General features: G+C 58.3%; 15 protein-coding genes. 8 read left to right on the forward strand and 7 right to left on the reverse strand.

Annotation, left to right across the window (positions count from 1 at the left end; translation table 11 throughout):
- Positions 1-2: 2 nt before the first annotated feature.
- The 3 genes from BST95_RS14210 to BST95_RS14220 are packed head-to-tail and all read right to left on the reverse strand — an operon-like array spanning position 3 to position 5,614.
- Positions 3-1,370: a glutamine synthetase family protein gene (locus BST95_RS14210; RefSeq protein WP_084200250.1), complete on the reverse strand. Its 1,368-nt coding sequence runs from the start codon at positions 1,368-1,370 to the stop codon at positions 3-5.
- A gap of 15 nt (positions 1,371-1,385) precedes the next feature.
- Complete coding sequence (locus BST95_RS14215) at positions 1,386-4,529, reverse strand: efflux RND transporter permease subunit (RefSeq protein WP_084200251.1); 3,144 nt, start codon at positions 4,527-4,529, stop codon at positions 1,386-1,388.
- A gap of 2 nt (positions 4,530-4,531) precedes the next feature.
- On the reverse strand, positions 4,532-5,614 hold the full coding sequence (locus tag BST95_RS14220) for an efflux RND transporter periplasmic adaptor subunit (RefSeq protein ID WP_066051340.1): 1,083 nt from the start codon (positions 5,612-5,614) through the stop codon (positions 4,532-4,534).
- 135 nt (positions 5,615-5,749) lie between these two features.
- On the opposite strand from BST95_RS14220, the gene BST95_RS14225 reads away from it, so the two are divergent.
- The 5 genes from BST95_RS14225 to BST95_RS14245 all read left to right on the forward strand — a co-directional run bounded on the left by BST95_RS14225 (position 5,750) and on the right by BST95_RS14245 (position 8,547).
- Complete coding sequence (locus BST95_RS14225; protein ID WP_084200252.1) at positions 5,750-7,033, forward strand: spinster family MFS transporter; 1,284 nt, start codon at positions 5,750-5,752, stop codon at positions 7,031-7,033.
- A 62-nt stretch (positions 7,034-7,095) separates the two neighbouring features.
- On the forward strand, positions 7,096-7,371 hold the full coding sequence (locus BST95_RS21420) for a DUF1993 family protein (protein ID WP_084201184.1): 276 nt from the start codon (positions 7,096-7,098) through the stop codon (positions 7,369-7,371).
- Positions 7,278-7,559, forward strand: a complete 282-nt coding sequence (locus BST95_RS21155; RefSeq protein ID WP_084200253.1) for a DUF1993 family protein — start codon at positions 7,278-7,280, stop codon at positions 7,557-7,559. Before BST95_RS21420 ends, BST95_RS21155 begins: the two co-directional genes overlap by 94 nt.
- Before the next feature lie 5 nt (positions 7,560-7,564).
- Complete coding sequence (locus tag BST95_RS14240; RefSeq protein WP_084200254.1) at positions 7,565-7,933, forward strand: VOC family protein; 369 nt, start codon at positions 7,565-7,567, stop codon at positions 7,931-7,933.
- On the forward strand, positions 7,933-8,547 hold the full coding sequence (locus BST95_RS14245; RefSeq protein ID WP_084200255.1) for a hypothetical protein: 615 nt from the start codon (positions 7,933-7,935) through the stop codon (positions 8,545-8,547). The genes BST95_RS14240 and BST95_RS14245 overlap by 1 nt, the downstream gene beginning before the upstream one ends.
- Here the strand turns inward: BST95_RS14245 and BST95_RS14250 are convergent.
- Together BST95_RS14250 and BST95_RS14255 are read right to left on the reverse strand one after the other, a co-directional pair.
- Positions 8,519-9,034: a dihydrofolate reductase gene (locus BST95_RS14250; protein WP_066051354.1), complete on the reverse strand. Its 516-nt coding sequence runs from the start codon at positions 9,032-9,034 to the stop codon at positions 8,519-8,521. The genes BST95_RS14245 and BST95_RS14250 overlap by 29 nt on opposite strands.
- Positions 9,035-10,267, reverse strand: a complete 1,233-nt coding sequence (locus tag BST95_RS14255; RefSeq protein ID WP_205737280.1) for an MFS transporter — start codon at positions 10,265-10,267, stop codon at positions 9,035-9,037. It lies immediately after the preceding gene.
- A 76-nt stretch (positions 10,268-10,343) separates the two neighbouring features.
- On the opposite strand from BST95_RS14255, the gene BST95_RS14260 reads away from it, so the two are divergent.
- Entirely contained in the window at positions 10,344-11,006 is a 663-nt protein-coding gene (locus BST95_RS14260) for a DJ-1/PfpI family protein (RefSeq protein ID WP_084200257.1), read from the forward strand.
- 2 nt (positions 11,007-11,008) lie between these two features.
- Here BST95_RS14260 and BST95_RS14265 read toward each other — a convergent pair whose 3' ends face one another.
- Positions 11,009-11,755, reverse strand: coding sequence for a substrate-binding periplasmic protein (locus BST95_RS14265; protein ID WP_066051360.1), 747 nt, complete (start codon positions 11,753-11,755; stop codon positions 11,009-11,011).
- 128 nt (positions 11,756-11,883) lie between these two features.
- Here BST95_RS14265 and BST95_RS14270 point away from each other — a divergent pair, with 128 nt between their 5' ends.
- The gene (locus BST95_RS14270; protein WP_066051364.1) at positions 11,884-12,771 is read left to right on the forward strand and encodes an NAD(P)H-binding protein; all 888 of its coding nucleotides are present in this window, start codon (positions 11,884-11,886) and stop codon (positions 12,769-12,771) included.
- A 69-nt stretch (positions 12,772-12,840) separates the two neighbouring features.
- Positions 12,841-13,857, forward strand: coding sequence for an AraC family transcriptional regulator (locus tag BST95_RS14275; RefSeq protein WP_066051367.1), 1,017 nt, complete (start codon positions 12,841-12,843; stop codon positions 13,855-13,857).
- Between the two features lie 25 nt (positions 13,858-13,882).
- Here BST95_RS14275 and BST95_RS14280 read toward each other — a convergent pair whose 3' ends face one another.
- On the reverse strand, positions 13,883-14,704 hold the full coding sequence (locus BST95_RS14280; RefSeq protein WP_205737281.1) for a sterol desaturase family protein: 822 nt from the start codon (positions 14,702-14,704) through the stop codon (positions 13,883-13,885).
- Positions 14,705-14,763 lie beyond the last annotated feature (59 nt).

Below are 14,763 nucleotides of genomic sequence, written 5' to 3' on the forward strand. Positions count from 1 at the left end.
TCTTAGGCGCGCTCGAATCCGCGCCTGCGTTCGTAGTCGGTGACCTTGCGGTCGAAGTCTTCCTGCTCCCACTCGGCACAGCGCACATAGTGGTCCACCACCGCATCGCCCAGGGCTTCGCGCAGCATGGACGAAGAACGCAATGCATCCGTCGCCGCCCGCAGGGTACGGGGCACTTCGCGAATTCCCTCTTCTTCATAGGCATTGCCGCTGAATTCGGGCTCGAGCGTCAGCTTGTCTTCTATGCCTTTGATACCCGCAGCCAACTGCGCGGCGATGGCCAGATAGGGATTGAGGTCGGCCCCACCCACCCGGCATTCCACCCGCACGGATGCAGTATCTGGAGCCACAATACGGTAACCGGCTGTGCGGTTATCCATGGACCAGACCGCCTTGGTAGGCGCAAACGTGGCCTCTGCGAAACGCTTGTAGGAATTGACATAGGGAGCAAGAAAAAAGGTGATGTCGTCGGCATGGGCTAATAGCCCGGCCAGATAGTGGCGCATCAACTCGCTCATGCCGTAAGGTGCATCCGCATCGTAGAACGCGGGCTCACCCTCGAGCGTTTGCAGGGATTGGTGAACATGACTGGATGAACCTGCAGCATCGGTATCCCACTTGGCCATAAAGGTCACGGCCCGCTCATGCTGGAGCGCGATTTCCTTCACCGCCTGTTTGACCAACACGTGGTTATCGGCCATCTCCAGCCCACCGGTATAACAGACGTTAATTTCGGCCTGCCCCGCGCACGCCTCACCCTTGGTATTTTCCACAGCCACACCTGCACCTTGCAGTCCGGTGCGAATGCCGCGCATCAGAGGCTCTTCCTTGGCTGTTTGAAACAGGTGGTAGTCCTCGTTGTACGGACTAATGGTGGTCATATCGGTGTAATCGGCATCGCGCAGGGATTCGAAATCCTCACGGAAGACGAAAAATTCCAACTCAGTGGCCACCGCAGAACTGAGCCCCATAGCTTCCAGCCGCTGCAACTGCTTTTTCAATACGGTACGCGGCGCGTGAGGCACCAGTTCGTGGGTGTGGTGGTCGACCAGGTCGCAAATCACCAGGGCAGTGCCATCAGCCCAGGGCAGCACCCGCAGTGTGGCCATATCGGGCACCATGGAATAGTCTCCATAGCCCGCGTCCCAGCTGGAGGCCTTGTAGCCCGCAACCGTCTCCATCTCCATATCGGTGGCCACGAGATAGTTACAGCAATGGGTTTCCTTCCAGGCGGTGGACACAAAGTATTCGGCCTGGAAGCGTTTGCCCATCAGCCTGCCCTGCATGTCCGGAATGGCAGCAATCACAGTATCAATGCTACCGTCGTCCACCCGCTGCTTGAGCGAATCAAAGGAAAGATTGCCGGCCATGAGCCCTCCTCTCAATTACGATTTGCGGCGCTGGAACTCCAGCACCATTACGGTGAGTGCTGGCAACATTGTCAAGGTCACCAGCATGGACCCGAGAATACCAAACAGCACAATCGCGCCCAGTCCACGGTACAGCTCGGTACCGGCCCCCGGCAGCAGCACCAGCGGTGCCAGGCCACACAGGGTGGTAATCGTCGACATGGCAATGGGCCGCAGTCGGGTTTGCACGGCTTCTGTGACAGCCTCCAGTGGCAGCAATCCGGTGCGCGCATTCTCAACGGCGCGATGCACAACGAGTATCGGGTTGTTAACCACTGTTCCCATCAGAATGAGGAAGCCGAGCATGGTAATCATGTCAAAGGGCTGAACGATCGCCGCACCGCCGAACAGCGGTAGCAGCGCGCCAACACCATTCAATGTCCACAACCCCACCAGACCACCGGCAATGCCGACGGGAATCGAGGTCAGGATCAGCAGCGGATAGCCCCAGTGATTGAAGATTGCCACCATCAGTAGATACACAATAAACAGTGCCACCAGATAGTTGCCCAACAACGCATCGCGGGTTTTCTGCAATGCGTCGGCGGCACCGGAGATACTTACCGTCACGTTGGCGGGAATAGCGCCACTATCGAGCAGGTATTGCATCACCTCGGACTTCACCTGTTCCACGCCACTCTCCAGCGGCGTGGTCCGCGGCGGAATAATATTGAGGGTGACAGTTCGTCTGCCACCGACACGGCGAATCGCATTGGTGTCGACACTCTCGCGAAAATCGGCAATAGCCCCCAGGGGCACGACCTCACCGCGCGCAGTGTAAAGCGGTAGCTGGCGCATATTCTCCAACTCCACATCCAGCCCGGTGTCGCTGTATAGGTACATATCGATCTTGTCGTCATCGAGGAAAAATTCGTCCACGAACGCGCCATCGGTCATGGCTGAGACCGTGTAGCCAAGGCTATTGGCATCGATACCCAGCTCGGCCGCCCGCTCCCATCGCGGATGGATTTCCATCATGGGCTGGGCCAGCGACAGCGAGCGCGGCTGGCTCTGGATACGCGGGTTCTCCAACACCTCTTCGGCCCGCTGCTCGATGGTGCGAGCTACCTGGAACAGCGTGAACAGGTCTGGTCCGGAGATATCCAGGTTAATCGAGCGCGATCCACCGTCGTTACTAGAGATAATCGACCCCCGCGAGGCAAATGCCCGCATACCGGGGTATTCGCGATACTTGCCGGTCAGCGCATCCATCAGTGGCTCAATGTCTTGATGACGCACCGGCTCCACGAGCGCCCCTACCCTGCCAGCGTTCACACGCATGGAAAAGTACTTGAGGGCGGGAACATCGATTTCACCGCGATCGTAAGCCTCAGGATCTACCCCGACAAAGGTGAGAAAGTAGGCTTCCACCTCGCTGGCAATTCGTTCCAGAGTATCCAGGTTGTAGCCTGGCGGCGGGCTCATCGAGGAGAAGATCTTGGGCTCCTCGCCCTCAGGCAAGTACTCGGCGGGTGGTGTAAGCACCACGATCACCAGGGCGCTAGCGATAACAGCTACCAGAACTGTCGTCAGGCGACTGCGGGGGCTGTGCAACAGTCGAGCGACCTGGCGCAGCGTCCATGCTTTGGCGCCTGCTTCCTGGGCTGCGGCGCTCTTGGCCTGTTTGGATTCGTTGACAAATTCCAGGCGCGCAGCCGCGGTAGGCAAGACCGTGATAGCGACCAGCAGCGAAGCCAGAATCGCGGCCGAGATCGCAATGGCAATATCCGAATACAATTGCCCCGCCTCCTGCTCCACAAACAGCACAGGCAGAAACACCAGCACCGTGGTCATGGTAGACGCAAACACTGCCGGCCATACCTTGCGCACGCCGTTCACGGCCGCCTGGAAGCGACTGGCTCCACCGCGGCGCTCGAGTTCGATGCTCTCGAGCACCACAATACTGTTGTCCAGCGTCATGCCCAGCGCGAAGGCAATCCCCGCCAGTGAGATGACGTTAATGGTGCGCCCCGCCAACAACAGACCAAGAAACGCCACGATGATACACAGCGGAATCCCGATCACACCTACCGCAGTGGCACGGCCGGAACGCAGAAAGAGGTACATTACTGCCGTTGCCAGCAACGCACCCAGAATCAGGTTCTTCCAGACCGTGGCCACCGAGTCTTCGACGTAACGCACATCGTCTGACGACAGCACGATATCCATCCCCGCCGGCTTCAGCACCTGCTCACGCAGTGCATCGACCTCGGCCAGCATCTGCTGCTTGATCTCAATCACATTGGATCCCGATTCACGGCGAATCGCGATCGTGATATTTTCCTGGCCGTTGTAGCGCGCAAACTGGCGTTTTTCGAAATGATCCAGCTGAACCGTGGCCACGTCTTTCAGGTGAATCACATTATCTTCGCGCCGATCGAGTATGAGGTTTTCCAGTTCGCTCAAATCCTCAAAGCGGCCGATGGTTCGCAGCATGTATTGCCGTTTGCCCGAAGACAGGTCGCCGCCGGAGCGGTCCTGGTTGCGGGTGCGGATAGCATTACGCACATCCATCAGCGTCAGGCCTCGCTGTGCCAGACGCGCAGGGTCCACCAGAATCTGCACCTGGCGCATGGAACCGCCCCAGAAATCCACCTCTGAAACTCCCGGCACACTGGCCATACGCGGCCGCAGGTTGTCGATCAGAAAATCGCGTACCAGATCCATATCCAGCTGCCTTGGATTGCCCGGCAGCGGCACAACATTAAAGAACATGAATGCATTGCTGGAGAACGAGCTGGCAAATACGGCGGGCTCGTCGACGTTCTCCGGGTAGTTAGGCACCTGACTCAGGGCGTTGCTGACCCTGATCATCATGTCCGTCATATCGACGCCCAGCGGAAACTCCAGCTGAATCGATGCGGAGCTGGTCTGTGCTGTAGAGGTAATACGCGACAGGTTCGGCAGGTTGCGAAGAAAATCTTCCTGCTCAATGATGAGCTCTTTCTCCACATCCTGGGGAGTTGCCCCGGGCCAGACGGTGCGCACACCAATGGTGCGCACATCCAGATCCGGAATCATTTGTACGGGAATCCGTGTGGCAGCGAGAATGCCAATGACCGCGACGATCAGTACAGAGACCGTTACCAGCGTGCCCCTGGCGATAATTTTTTCAAACACGGTTAGCGCCCTTGTCCGGGACGAAGGCTTAGCGCCTGACCATTGCGCAGGCTTTCATTGCCCTCGACCACCACCTGCGCCCCGTCGCTGAGCCCGGCGCGAATTTCCACCAGCCCGTCGAATTCGAACCCTGTTTGTACCAGGCGCTCTCGGGCCACTGGCGCGCCATTCTCCGTGACTGCTTCCCAGATAATAATGCGGCCATCGGGGTAGCGAAGAATCGCATCCCGCGGCACCGCCAGCCCCTGTTGTCCTGCGCCCAGACGCAGGGTGACCTGCGTAGACATACCGGGCAACAACGCGGTTATCACCTCATCCGACACCACCCTGACCAGGAATGTGCGCACGGTCGGATCTGTCACCGGCACCGCAGCAATCACCGAGCCACGATAGCGAGTCGACTTGTCGGCTCCGATCGAAAACAGCACCGGCGCACCCGGCTCGACCTGTCCCAGATAATCCTCCGGCACCTGGAAATCCAGCCGCAGGTCCTCGGTGGAAACGAGGGTCATGACGGCGGCCCCGGGCGCCAGCCACTCGCCCAGCTCAGCGCTCCTGGCGCTGACAACACCGGCAAATGGCGCCCGCAGCAAGTGCCTGTCCAGCACACCCTTGCGATAGGCCAACTCGGCTCCAAGGCGCGCCAGTTCTGCGCTGTCCTCTGCCACTTCGGATTCGAGATCGCGCACGGCGGTTTCGGCAATGCTCTGTTGGGGCGCGAGACGCCGGGCCTCGTCGAGGCGGCGCTGGGCATCCTGTGCGGCGCGTTCGGCGCGGGCATAGGCAGCTTGCGCCGCCAGCATCTGCTGCTCGGCCAGTTCTGGATCCAGCTGCAGCAACGGGTCGCCCGCCGCCACGTGGTCTCCGGCATCGACTGCCAGGTTTTGTACCAGCCCGGCCACTGCGACCGAGAGCTCTGCATTACGTTCGGCGGTGACAGTGCCGGTCAATTGCACCACCTGCACAATATCGGCCTGCTGCACCGTCGCCACCACCACCGGCGCAGCTGGCGCCTGGGCCTGCACCCATGGTGAAAGAACAGTCAATGCCAGAGCAATCCAGCGGTAATACAGGTGGCGTAACATTTGTTGATCTCGATACAGGCGTGAGGGCGCCAATGATCGCGCGTTTTGCGCTTTCGCACCAGCTTGGGATGCGCCCGGCCGCCGCAGCGGCTAAGATAGCGGCAGCCTTCACGATAACGACAATAAGGACCAATAATGGCCGAGACAACCGAGGCTCCGGTGGAGAACAATCCGTATACCAAGCCCGCCTATCGCACCTATGTGCTGATGGTGCTGACGCTGGTGTACTCCTTTAACTTCATTGACCGGCAGCTCATTTCCATACTGCAGGAGTCCATTAAAGCTGAGCTCCTGCTTTCTGACACCCAGCTGGGCCTACTAACGGGTTTTGCCTTTGCCCTGTTTTATGTATCCGCCGGCGTGCCGATTGCCCGCTGGGCAGATCGCGGGAATCGCCGTAATATCATCTCGCTGGCGGTGGGTGTGTGGAGCTTCATGACCGCCATTAGCGGCGCTTGCATGAACTACACCCAGCTACTGCTGGCCCGCATTGGCGTGGGCGTCGGTGAGGCCGGCGGCAGCCCGCCAGCGCATTCGATGATCTCCGATATCTTCCCACCGGAAAGCCGCGCCACCGCCATGTCCACTTATAGTCTGGGCATTAACATCGGCATCATGTTCGGCTTCTTCCTGGGTGGTATTCTGAACGAGGTGCTCGGCTGGCGCTGGGCGTTTGTGCTGGTAGGCGCACCGGGCATCCTGCTGGCAATCTGGATTCGCATGACGGTTGCCGAGCCACTCAGGGGCTGGTCCGAACAAGCCGCTGTCGAAGAGACTGCGGTCCCCCTCAAGGACGTGGTCAAGCGCATCTATGCCAATCTCGCACTGCGCCATCTGTTCTTCGCCTCTGCGCTGAATTCACTGGTGGGTTACGGACTGGTGAACTGGACGGCACCTTTCTACATTCGCAGCCACGGGATGGGTACTGCTGAACTGGGTATATGGTTGGCAATCGGCGCCGGTATATTCGGTGGTGTAGGCACCTTCCTCGCCGGTTACTATGCGGACAAGCTGGGCAAAATTGATCGCCGCTGGTACCTGCTGCTGCCGGGTATTGCCGTACTCGCCATGGTGCCGTTTTGCGTCGCATTTCTATTGGCCGAGAATACCACCGCGGCCCTCTCGATTAACCTGATCCCGAGCCTGCTTTCCACCTGTTATATCGGCCCCTGCCTGGCACTGACCCACGGGATGGTCGAGCCTCGTATGCGAGCCACAGCCTCAGCGCTGTACTTCCTGGTGATTAATATCATCGGCCTGGGACTGGGCCCGACACTGATTGGGGCACTCAGTGACTATCTGGCACCCGAGCTGGGTTCGGAGTCACTGCGCCACGCTATGCTCTATATCATTCCGGCGACCGCGGCCTGGGCGTCTCTGCACTTCTTTATCGGCTCTAAACATTTGCGAGACAAGTAAGCCATGGCGTTATCCCTTTACGACATCACTGTTCCAACTATCTGCAAACCCTTGGCGCGGTCATGCAGGTTCTGGCCAAGGGCGCAGCACATGCCGAAGCCAGGGGCAGCAGCCCTGACGAACTCCTGACACTGCGCCTGACCGATGACATGGCTCCCCTCACCTTTCAGATCGTTTCAGTCTGGTATCACTCACTGGGCGCCATGCGCAGCCTCGAGTCGGGCCTGTTCCAGCCGCCCCCAAAGTGGATTGCGAAGGCTGGGCCGGCTACAACACGCTCATCCATGAGGCGATCGAAGAAATCAGTGCGAAAACTCCCGATGCGGTTAACGCATTGAGTGGCAAACCCATGAAATTCAAGGCGGGAGAAACAGAACTGCCCTTCTTGACCGACGATTTCGTTCAGACGTTTTCGCAACCGAACTTCTTTTTCCACGCCACCACACTCTATGACCTGTTGCGCATGGACGGCGTTAAACTCAGCAAAATGGACTATCTCGGCGCTCTGCGCTTCAACCAGGAATAAACACTATGATCGGATACCTGACGCTCGGCACGAATGACCTGGACAAAGCCGTCGCCTACTACGATGAACTGCTCGCTGAAATTGGCGCTAAGCGGTATATGACCGAGGAGACCTTTGTCGCCTGGACCACCGGCGCCGACAGCACACCGATCTCCATTAGCAAGCCCTTTAACGGCGAGCCGGCAACCGTAGGCAACGGAGTCATGGCCGCCATTGAGGTGGACAGCAAGGAAGCGGTAGATCGCGTTTACGCCAAAGCCATCGCCATGGGCAGTGCCGACGAGGGCGCTGCAGGACCACGCGGCGAAGGCTTTTACGCCGGTTATTTTCGCGACCTCGATGGCAACAAGCTGAACGTGTTCTGCGTCAGCTGATGAATCTCGACAAACTGCGCCAGGCCGAGGCGGATTTTCTGCAGCGCTACCCTGGCGGCTTTGCCGACCCCGGCCTGGAAACCGTCCGCAAACGGCACAATATTGGCAAGCTCAGCGACTTCGCCAGAAGCAACTTCAACAAGGCCGCCTTCGGGCGCCCTGAAAAAGTCTGCAACGATGCACTGACCGTGCTCAGCCGATCCTCCATGGTGTCGCGTTTCGAGAAACCACGCTTTCGCGATTTTATTAACAGCCTCAACAGTCACGAAAAACAGAGCTTTGCGGATGCGCTATACCAGCGTATCCATGGCAAAAAGCAGCTGGGATTCGAACTCATGCTGGGCATGCTCCAGCAACACAAGCTGGCCAAATGGTCGGTGATTTCGGTAGTGCCCTTTTACTACGCGCCCAGTCGCGAAGTCTTCGTAAAGCCCACCACTGCCAAGGGTATTCTGGCCTATCTTGAAATCGACAGTTTCCAGTACCACCCCACCCCGAGCTGGGACTTTTACAAGCGCTATCAAACGCTGGTGAAAGACGTGCGCAATGAAGTGGTGCCCACGCTCAGTGATAATAATGCGGCGATTACCGGCTTTTTGATGAGTGCGATGTAGGCCTTGAATGGCGATATGCCGTAAAGGCGTAGCGATGTTTTGCATCCACGTCGTGCTGCAGCACCCGCTCGGACCCCCAACCGGAAAAATCAAAGGCATCGACGAAGGTATCACCCTCAATATCCGCTTCGACGATAGTTTCAAATACCGTATCCGCCAGCGGCATAGCCTCGCGGAACAGACCGACACCGCCAATCACAAAAACAGGCTTACCCTGATCGCGCGCCAGCGCCAGTGCCGCTACCAGTGAATCGGCGACACGCACGCCGGGCACTGGCGTGTAATCTGGCTGGCGCGTAACCACGATGTTCAGTCTGTCAGGTAGTTCACTATTGTGATCTTCATAGCTCTTGCGCCCCATGATCACTGCACTACCGAGCGTCGTTTGCTTGAAAAACGCGAACTCCGCAGGCAACCGCCAGGGAAGATCGCCATCAACGCCAATGCAATAGTTCCGGGAACGGGCATAAATCAGGGCAATCGACATTCAGGGCGTCTCGCGTCGTACCTTCCTGGCCAGCACCATTGCACACAGCAGGCCCAAGACACTCAGTATCGTCAGCACCAGGAAGTAATTGGCAAAGCCCTCGGCGGGCGTGCCTGCATCGAGAATTCGGCCCGTCAGCGGCGCAAAGAAGATATCCGGTGTATAGCCCACCAGAGACACAATGCCCACAGCAGCGCCAGTATGGTGCGCGGCGATACGACTTTCTTCGAGCACCGCAAAATACACCCCACGCAGCGCGTAAACAGCGACGACCGACAACACCAGGTTGGCCATGATTAAGGTCGCGCCCAGATGCACAAAACCGAATACAGCCTGCACTAGATAGCTGAGCACCAATAAACCAAACACATAGCGGATCAGGCGATTCGCCCCAATCCTGTCTGCCAACAATCCGGCACACAGCGCGGCGATGGGACGGGTATAGCTGGCCGCGGTGACAAACTTCGCCGATGCCAGGTCGCTCATGCCCAGTACCTGTGCCGCGTAGAGGCCATAGTTATCTATGCCCTTGTAGCCACAATAGGCGGCCACCACAATACCCGCCAACCACCAGACAGATGGATTGCGAGCCACACCGGACCACGCCTGGCGCGAACCGGGAACGGTCTGGACAGAGCCCACGTTGCCGTCGCCAAGTGTCCACCAGACGAGCACCGCCGCTAGGAAAGTCGCCGCGGTGTAATAGTAAATAATCAGTTGCATGGACAGCTCGGCCTGCCCCTGGGCAAGCCACGGCAGCAACCAGATAGCGCCGGTTGCCAGCACACTGGCGACCAGCCCCCTGCCACCATCAAGCAATCCAAAGGCCAGGCCCTGCGAGTTGGCTCCGCCCCATATTCGCGTGGCTTTAATCATCGCTGCCCAGAACAGAAATATCGTGGTAAAGCCCCAATAGCCGAACAGGACATAAAGGGTTGTTTTGCTCGGCACGAATGCCAGGATCAGCCCGCCGGCGCCTGTCAACACTAGCGACACAACGATCAGCCAACGTGGTGCAAAACGATCAGCCAGGAACCCGCCTGGAAAATAGGCCAACATAGCCACGATTCCATAGAGTGCAAACATATCACCCAGTTCAGTATTGGTAAGACCGAACTCTTCGAGAAACGTGGGGCGAAAAAATCGCGAGGTATGAAACGGCAATCCGAAAATGACTTCGCCCGCGACAATCAGGCTGAGAATGGCGAGCGTACGCTGTAGTGTCGTAGTCAAAATTTTGCCTTGGCGGATGTTCAATGCCACTCTAGCACACCCAAACCCCATTCCACCTGTTGCGGAGAACAATATTGTGAGTACCGAGAAACTACTGGTCGTCGGCCTGCTTTACCCCGGCTTTGAACTCCTGGACTTATTCGGCCCTCTGGAAATGTACTCGCTACTCGGCGAGGAACACGTTGACATCAAACTCGTTGCGCACTCACTTGAGCCGGTGGGTTCGGCCATGGGTCAGGCCGTTGGCATCGGCCCCCGCGCCACGCCCGACTACAACTTCAAGAGCGCGCCGCAGGCCGACATTATTGTTGTGCCGGGAGGGTTTGGCACCATGCCTGAACTGGAAAACACAGCGCTGCTCGCATTTTTGCAACGCCAGTCATCCGATGCAAAGTACACCACGTCCGTATGCACAGGCTCGCTACTTCTGGCCAAGGCGGGATTGCTGGATCAACACCGCGCAACGACCAACAAACAGTTCTTCGCACTCAATGCGATGGTGCCCAGCGACACCCAGTGGGTTGAGCAGGCGCGCTGGGTGGAAGATCGAAATATGTTGACGTCATCCGGCGTCTCGGCCGGCATGGATATGACCCTGGCGCTGATCGCCCGGGTTTGGGGTGAGGAGGCCGCCATCGCCGCAGCGGATGGTGCCGAATACCAGTGGCACCGCGACGCCGACAGCGATCCGTTTCACGCTCAGCTCAACGACGGTGCCCGGGCACTGGGGCTGGTTTAGGCTTATTGGCCCTGGTAGCGCTCGTCCCAGCGTTCAACAATGGCCAGGTGACTGCCATCGCGCTTGGCATTCGCCAGTGACTTGTTGAAAGCCGCGACGATTTCCGCATGCCCATCTAGGCTGCGGCTAATGGCCACGTGGCGCGCAACCGGCGGCAGTTCTACGCCGGTCACAGAGACCTGATGGCGACTGCCAGACAGGTACTCGTGCAATTGCTGGTTCACCGTGCGCAAATCGCCAATCACATAGTCGACTTTGCCATTGACCAGGTTGAGCAGGTTTTGAATCAGGTGATTCTCCTGCACCAGCACCAGGTTCTGGTTCGCGCTCAAATCAACCGGATAGGCGTAGTCGGTACGAACGCCGATGCGACCGGAGAGCTGCTCCAGTGACGTGTATTGGCGATTATCGCCGCGCTTTTTCAGAATAATCAGTTCGCTGCTGAGGTAAGGCTCACTGAACAGCAAGTCCTTGGCGCGCTCATCGGCATACCAGGCTGATGACAGACCGTCATAGACCCCCAACTGGGCCCCTTCCAGCGCTCGCGACCAGGTCTCAATGGTAATGGTGGCATCGATACCTGAGCCTGCGAACACATGTTCGACAAGCTCAACACCCAGGCCGCGCTGGGGCAATTGCTGGTCCGCATAAGGTGGCGAGGTGTTTGCCATCAACTTTACCGATTGGGCAACGGCGGCTGTACTGCCGATAACACAGGACAGCAACAGCGCTGAAAGGGTGCGGATCATATTTACCTCGTGGGATCTCAAGTGCGTAAAGCGAGTCAGGATAAACCGGGTGGGCGCTAATTTCCATGCTATCCTTCCGCGCTATTGATAACACAACATGTCTACCCCAAGACAACAGATCTGAACACATGGCCAAGCCTTCACTTCTCATCATCGGCTGCGGCGATCTCGGCGTTCGCGTGCATCGCATTCTCAGCCCACTGGGCTGGCGTGTCTCCGGCATAAGACGCCGGCCGGAGGCAATCGACACACTCCCTTTACACGCTGCCGACTATACTCGCAGCGAAGATCTCGCGCTGCTCGAAGAGCTCAAACCTGATTACGTACTGACCACCTTTACCCCAATCTCACGGGATATCGACGGGTACCAGTTGGGGTTCACTCGCGCGGCCGAAAATGTCATCGCAGGCCTGGGCTCTCACCGCCCCAAACGCATCATCATGGCCTCCAGCACCCGGGTGTATGCCGAGCAGAACGGCGCCTGGGTGGACGAGAAGTCTGAGCTATCAGATACAGACCCCAGGGCAATAGCTATCGCCACCGCCGAGGATCATTTTTTAACGGCCGGACTGCCCGCAAGCATCGTCAGATTCGGTGGTCTGTATGGCGGCCCTGGCCCACGCCTGATCGAGCGGGTGCTCACAGGAAATGCTAACGCATCTAGCCCGATTCACTATACCAATCGTGTGCACCGCGACGATGCTGCCGGCTTTCTCGCCCACTTGTTCACACTCGCGCACACCGGCGCTCCGTTGCTATCGATTTACAACGGGGTCGATAACGAGCCGGCATCACTACAGGATATTGAAGCCTGGTTAGCCAGCCAGCTGCAGGTTGAGCTAAGGCGCGTGCCCGCCGCTGACGACGCCCAGTCAGTTGCTGTCGGTAAACGCTGTCGGAACCAGCGACTGCGCGACAGTGAGTATACGTTGCTGTACCCGGATTTTCGCAGCGGCTACGTCAAACTTTTGCCAAAGCCTGAACCCACGCCAGGAACACCACCTGCCACCGATTGATGGCAAGCGCCGCAGAGGCTGGTAAACTGCCGCACAGTAATTTATGACCGCGGGCACCAAGGCAATTCTATGCACGAACTCAATCCGAATTGGAGCGTTTATAGCCCCTTCGTGAGTTCTATTGTCCAGGCCGGCGAATCGCTCGGCGCCCCCATGGACACCCTGCTCATCAAGGCCGGCATCGACAAACACCTGCTCAAGGATTCCGCCCAGCGTTTCGCCGTGGCCCAGGCTTTGCAGTGCTTTGACCTCATCACCGAGTTCAGCGAGGACCAGAACCTCGGCCTCTACGCCGGGCGGGTTGGCTACGTCGACGGACTCAACCTGCAGTTGTACATGTCTACGGTCTGTTCAACCTTTCGCGAGTACCTCAACCTGATGCCCAGCATGCTGCGCACCACGGGCGATCTCGGTGAAGTGGCCATGCAGGCCGACAAACGGTTCTTGAAACTGCAGTGGCACCCGCTCTGGCAGCCCAGCGGCGAGCAACGCCACCTCAGCGACATTGTGCTGAGCATGTCCGCGGCTATTGTCGACTCGCTCTGTGTGCAGCCCATTCCCGTTCGCGAAGCCCACTTCACCTACGCTGAGCCCCGCGATACGCAAATGCTGCGCACGGTCTTTGGTGACAAATTACTCTTCGGGCAGCCGATCAGTTGTCTGTTTTTCGACCGCGACAGCCTCGACTATCCACTCACCCGCCCCTACGGCGATATGAGTTCGGCATTCGCGAAACTGCCCGTCGATCATCTGTTTGACAAGGATCACACCCAGGACCCCTTTCTGAGAGAGCTGCGCCAAAGCCTGCTCCGGCTGCTGCCCCAGGGGCGCGGCAATATCGACAGCGTCGCCGAAGAGCTCACGTTGTCGCGGCGCACACTGCAGCGCCGCCTGTCTGAGCGCGACACCCACTTCCAGCAGGTACTCCAGCAGGTTCGCGCCGACCTGGCGTTGCGCTATCTCAGCGACGAGCGACTCACTGTGACCGAAATCGCGTTTTTGCTGGGCTACAGCGATCAAGGATCCTTCTCCTCTGCGTTCAAAAGTTGGCATGGCATATCTCCCCTGGAGCATCGCCGCCCCTGACGCGGCGCCACAACTGCCAGGCAGATCAGGGTGTCTGCGATCGAGCAACCTGTGTGGCTGGCTCACGTACCAGTGGCCACAGCAACTGTTCGGCGGCGGAGGTCTCCGGCAGGTTTTCAACACCCATGCGCTCAGGGTAGCAGCGCGTAATTTTCGCAGTGCCGAACAGCACATCCCAAAAGAACAGCAGGTTGCCGTAATTGCCCTTGTAGTGAGTCACACCATCGTCGGCAAACTTACCATGGTGGGCACTGTGGGTTGCCGGCGTGGAGATTGTGCGTTCTACCACCCACATCACCGGGGATAGCCACTTGATACGATACAGCGGGGCATCCCAGCGGGCATCACTGTGCGCCCCGATGATGACCGTCATCTTGACGATGACGTAGCCCGCGTAAACCCAGCCGAGCCCCAGGTAGATGAGGGCACCTGAAAACCACAGGCCCGGCATCATGGCGTAGTAAAAAATGTTATTGCGGTAAACCACCCGCACTGACAGATACTCGGCGTTGTGGTGCGGTCTGTGCAAGTTGTACAGCCAGGGCACCGTGTGGGACAGGCGGTGCCACCAGTACTGCATCATGTCGTCAAACACGAGGAACAGTGCGATTGCAGCGAGTATCGGAATCCCGACGAGCGCCCCCGCACCTTCCGGCCACACAAGACTCGCAACGTAGCCACCACCGAGCAGGACCAGCGGCTGGGTTACTGCGACCAGCAGCAACGTACTGACAAGTTCAACATACATGTCGCTCCGGGTTTCTCCGGGCTTCTGGAAAAAGCCGCCTCGCAGCGTCTCGGCCACTGCAAACAGCAAATAGATTATGGATATCGTGACTTTCTCCACCACAAAGCTCCCAGGTTCGACATATTCCCCACTAGCCTAGCGATCCGCCACAACATAGA

The sequence above is a fragment of the Halioglobus japonicus genome (assembly GCF_001983995.1).
In the GTDB taxonomy this organism is placed as follows: Bacteria; Pseudomonadota; Gammaproteobacteria; order Pseudomonadales; family Halieaceae; genus Halioglobus; species Halioglobus japonicus.

Excerpts from the sequence above, each read along its gene's own strand:
- BST95_RS14210 (WP_084200250.1), bottom strand. The coding sequence starts at position 1,370 with ATGGCCGGCAATCTTTCCTTTGATTCGCTCAAGCAGCGGGTGGACGAC.
- BST95_RS14220 (WP_066051340.1), bottom strand. The coding sequence starts at position 5,614 with ATGTTACGCCACCTGTATTACCGCTGGATTGCTCTGGCATTGACTGTT.
- BST95_RS14225 (WP_084200252.1), top strand. The coding sequence starts at position 5,750 with ATGGCCGAGACAACCGAGGCTCCGGTGGAGAACAATCCGTATACCAAG.
- BST95_RS21420 (WP_084201184.1), top strand. The coding sequence starts at position 7,096 with ATGCAGGTTCTGGCCAAGGGCGCAGCACATGCCGAAGCCAGGGGCAGC.
- BST95_RS14240 (WP_084200254.1), top strand. The coding sequence starts at position 7,565 with ATGATCGGATACCTGACGCTCGGCACGAATGACCTGGACAAAGCCGTC.
- BST95_RS14245 (WP_084200255.1), top strand. The coding sequence starts at position 7,933 with ATGAATCTCGACAAACTGCGCCAGGCCGAGGCGGATTTTCTGCAGCGC.
- BST95_RS14250 (WP_066051354.1), bottom strand. The coding sequence starts at position 9,034 with ATGTCGATTGCCCTGATTTATGCCCGTTCCCGGAACTATTGCATTGGC.
- BST95_RS14265 (WP_066051360.1), bottom strand. The coding sequence starts at position 11,755 with ATGATCCGCACCCTTTCAGCGCTGTTGCTGTCCTGTGTTATCGGCAGT.
- BST95_RS14270 (WP_066051364.1), top strand. The coding sequence starts at position 11,884 with ATGGCCAAGCCTTCACTTCTCATCATCGGCTGCGGCGATCTCGGCGTT.
- BST95_RS14275 (WP_066051367.1), top strand. The coding sequence starts at position 12,841 with ATGCACGAACTCAATCCGAATTGGAGCGTTTATAGCCCCTTCGTGAGT.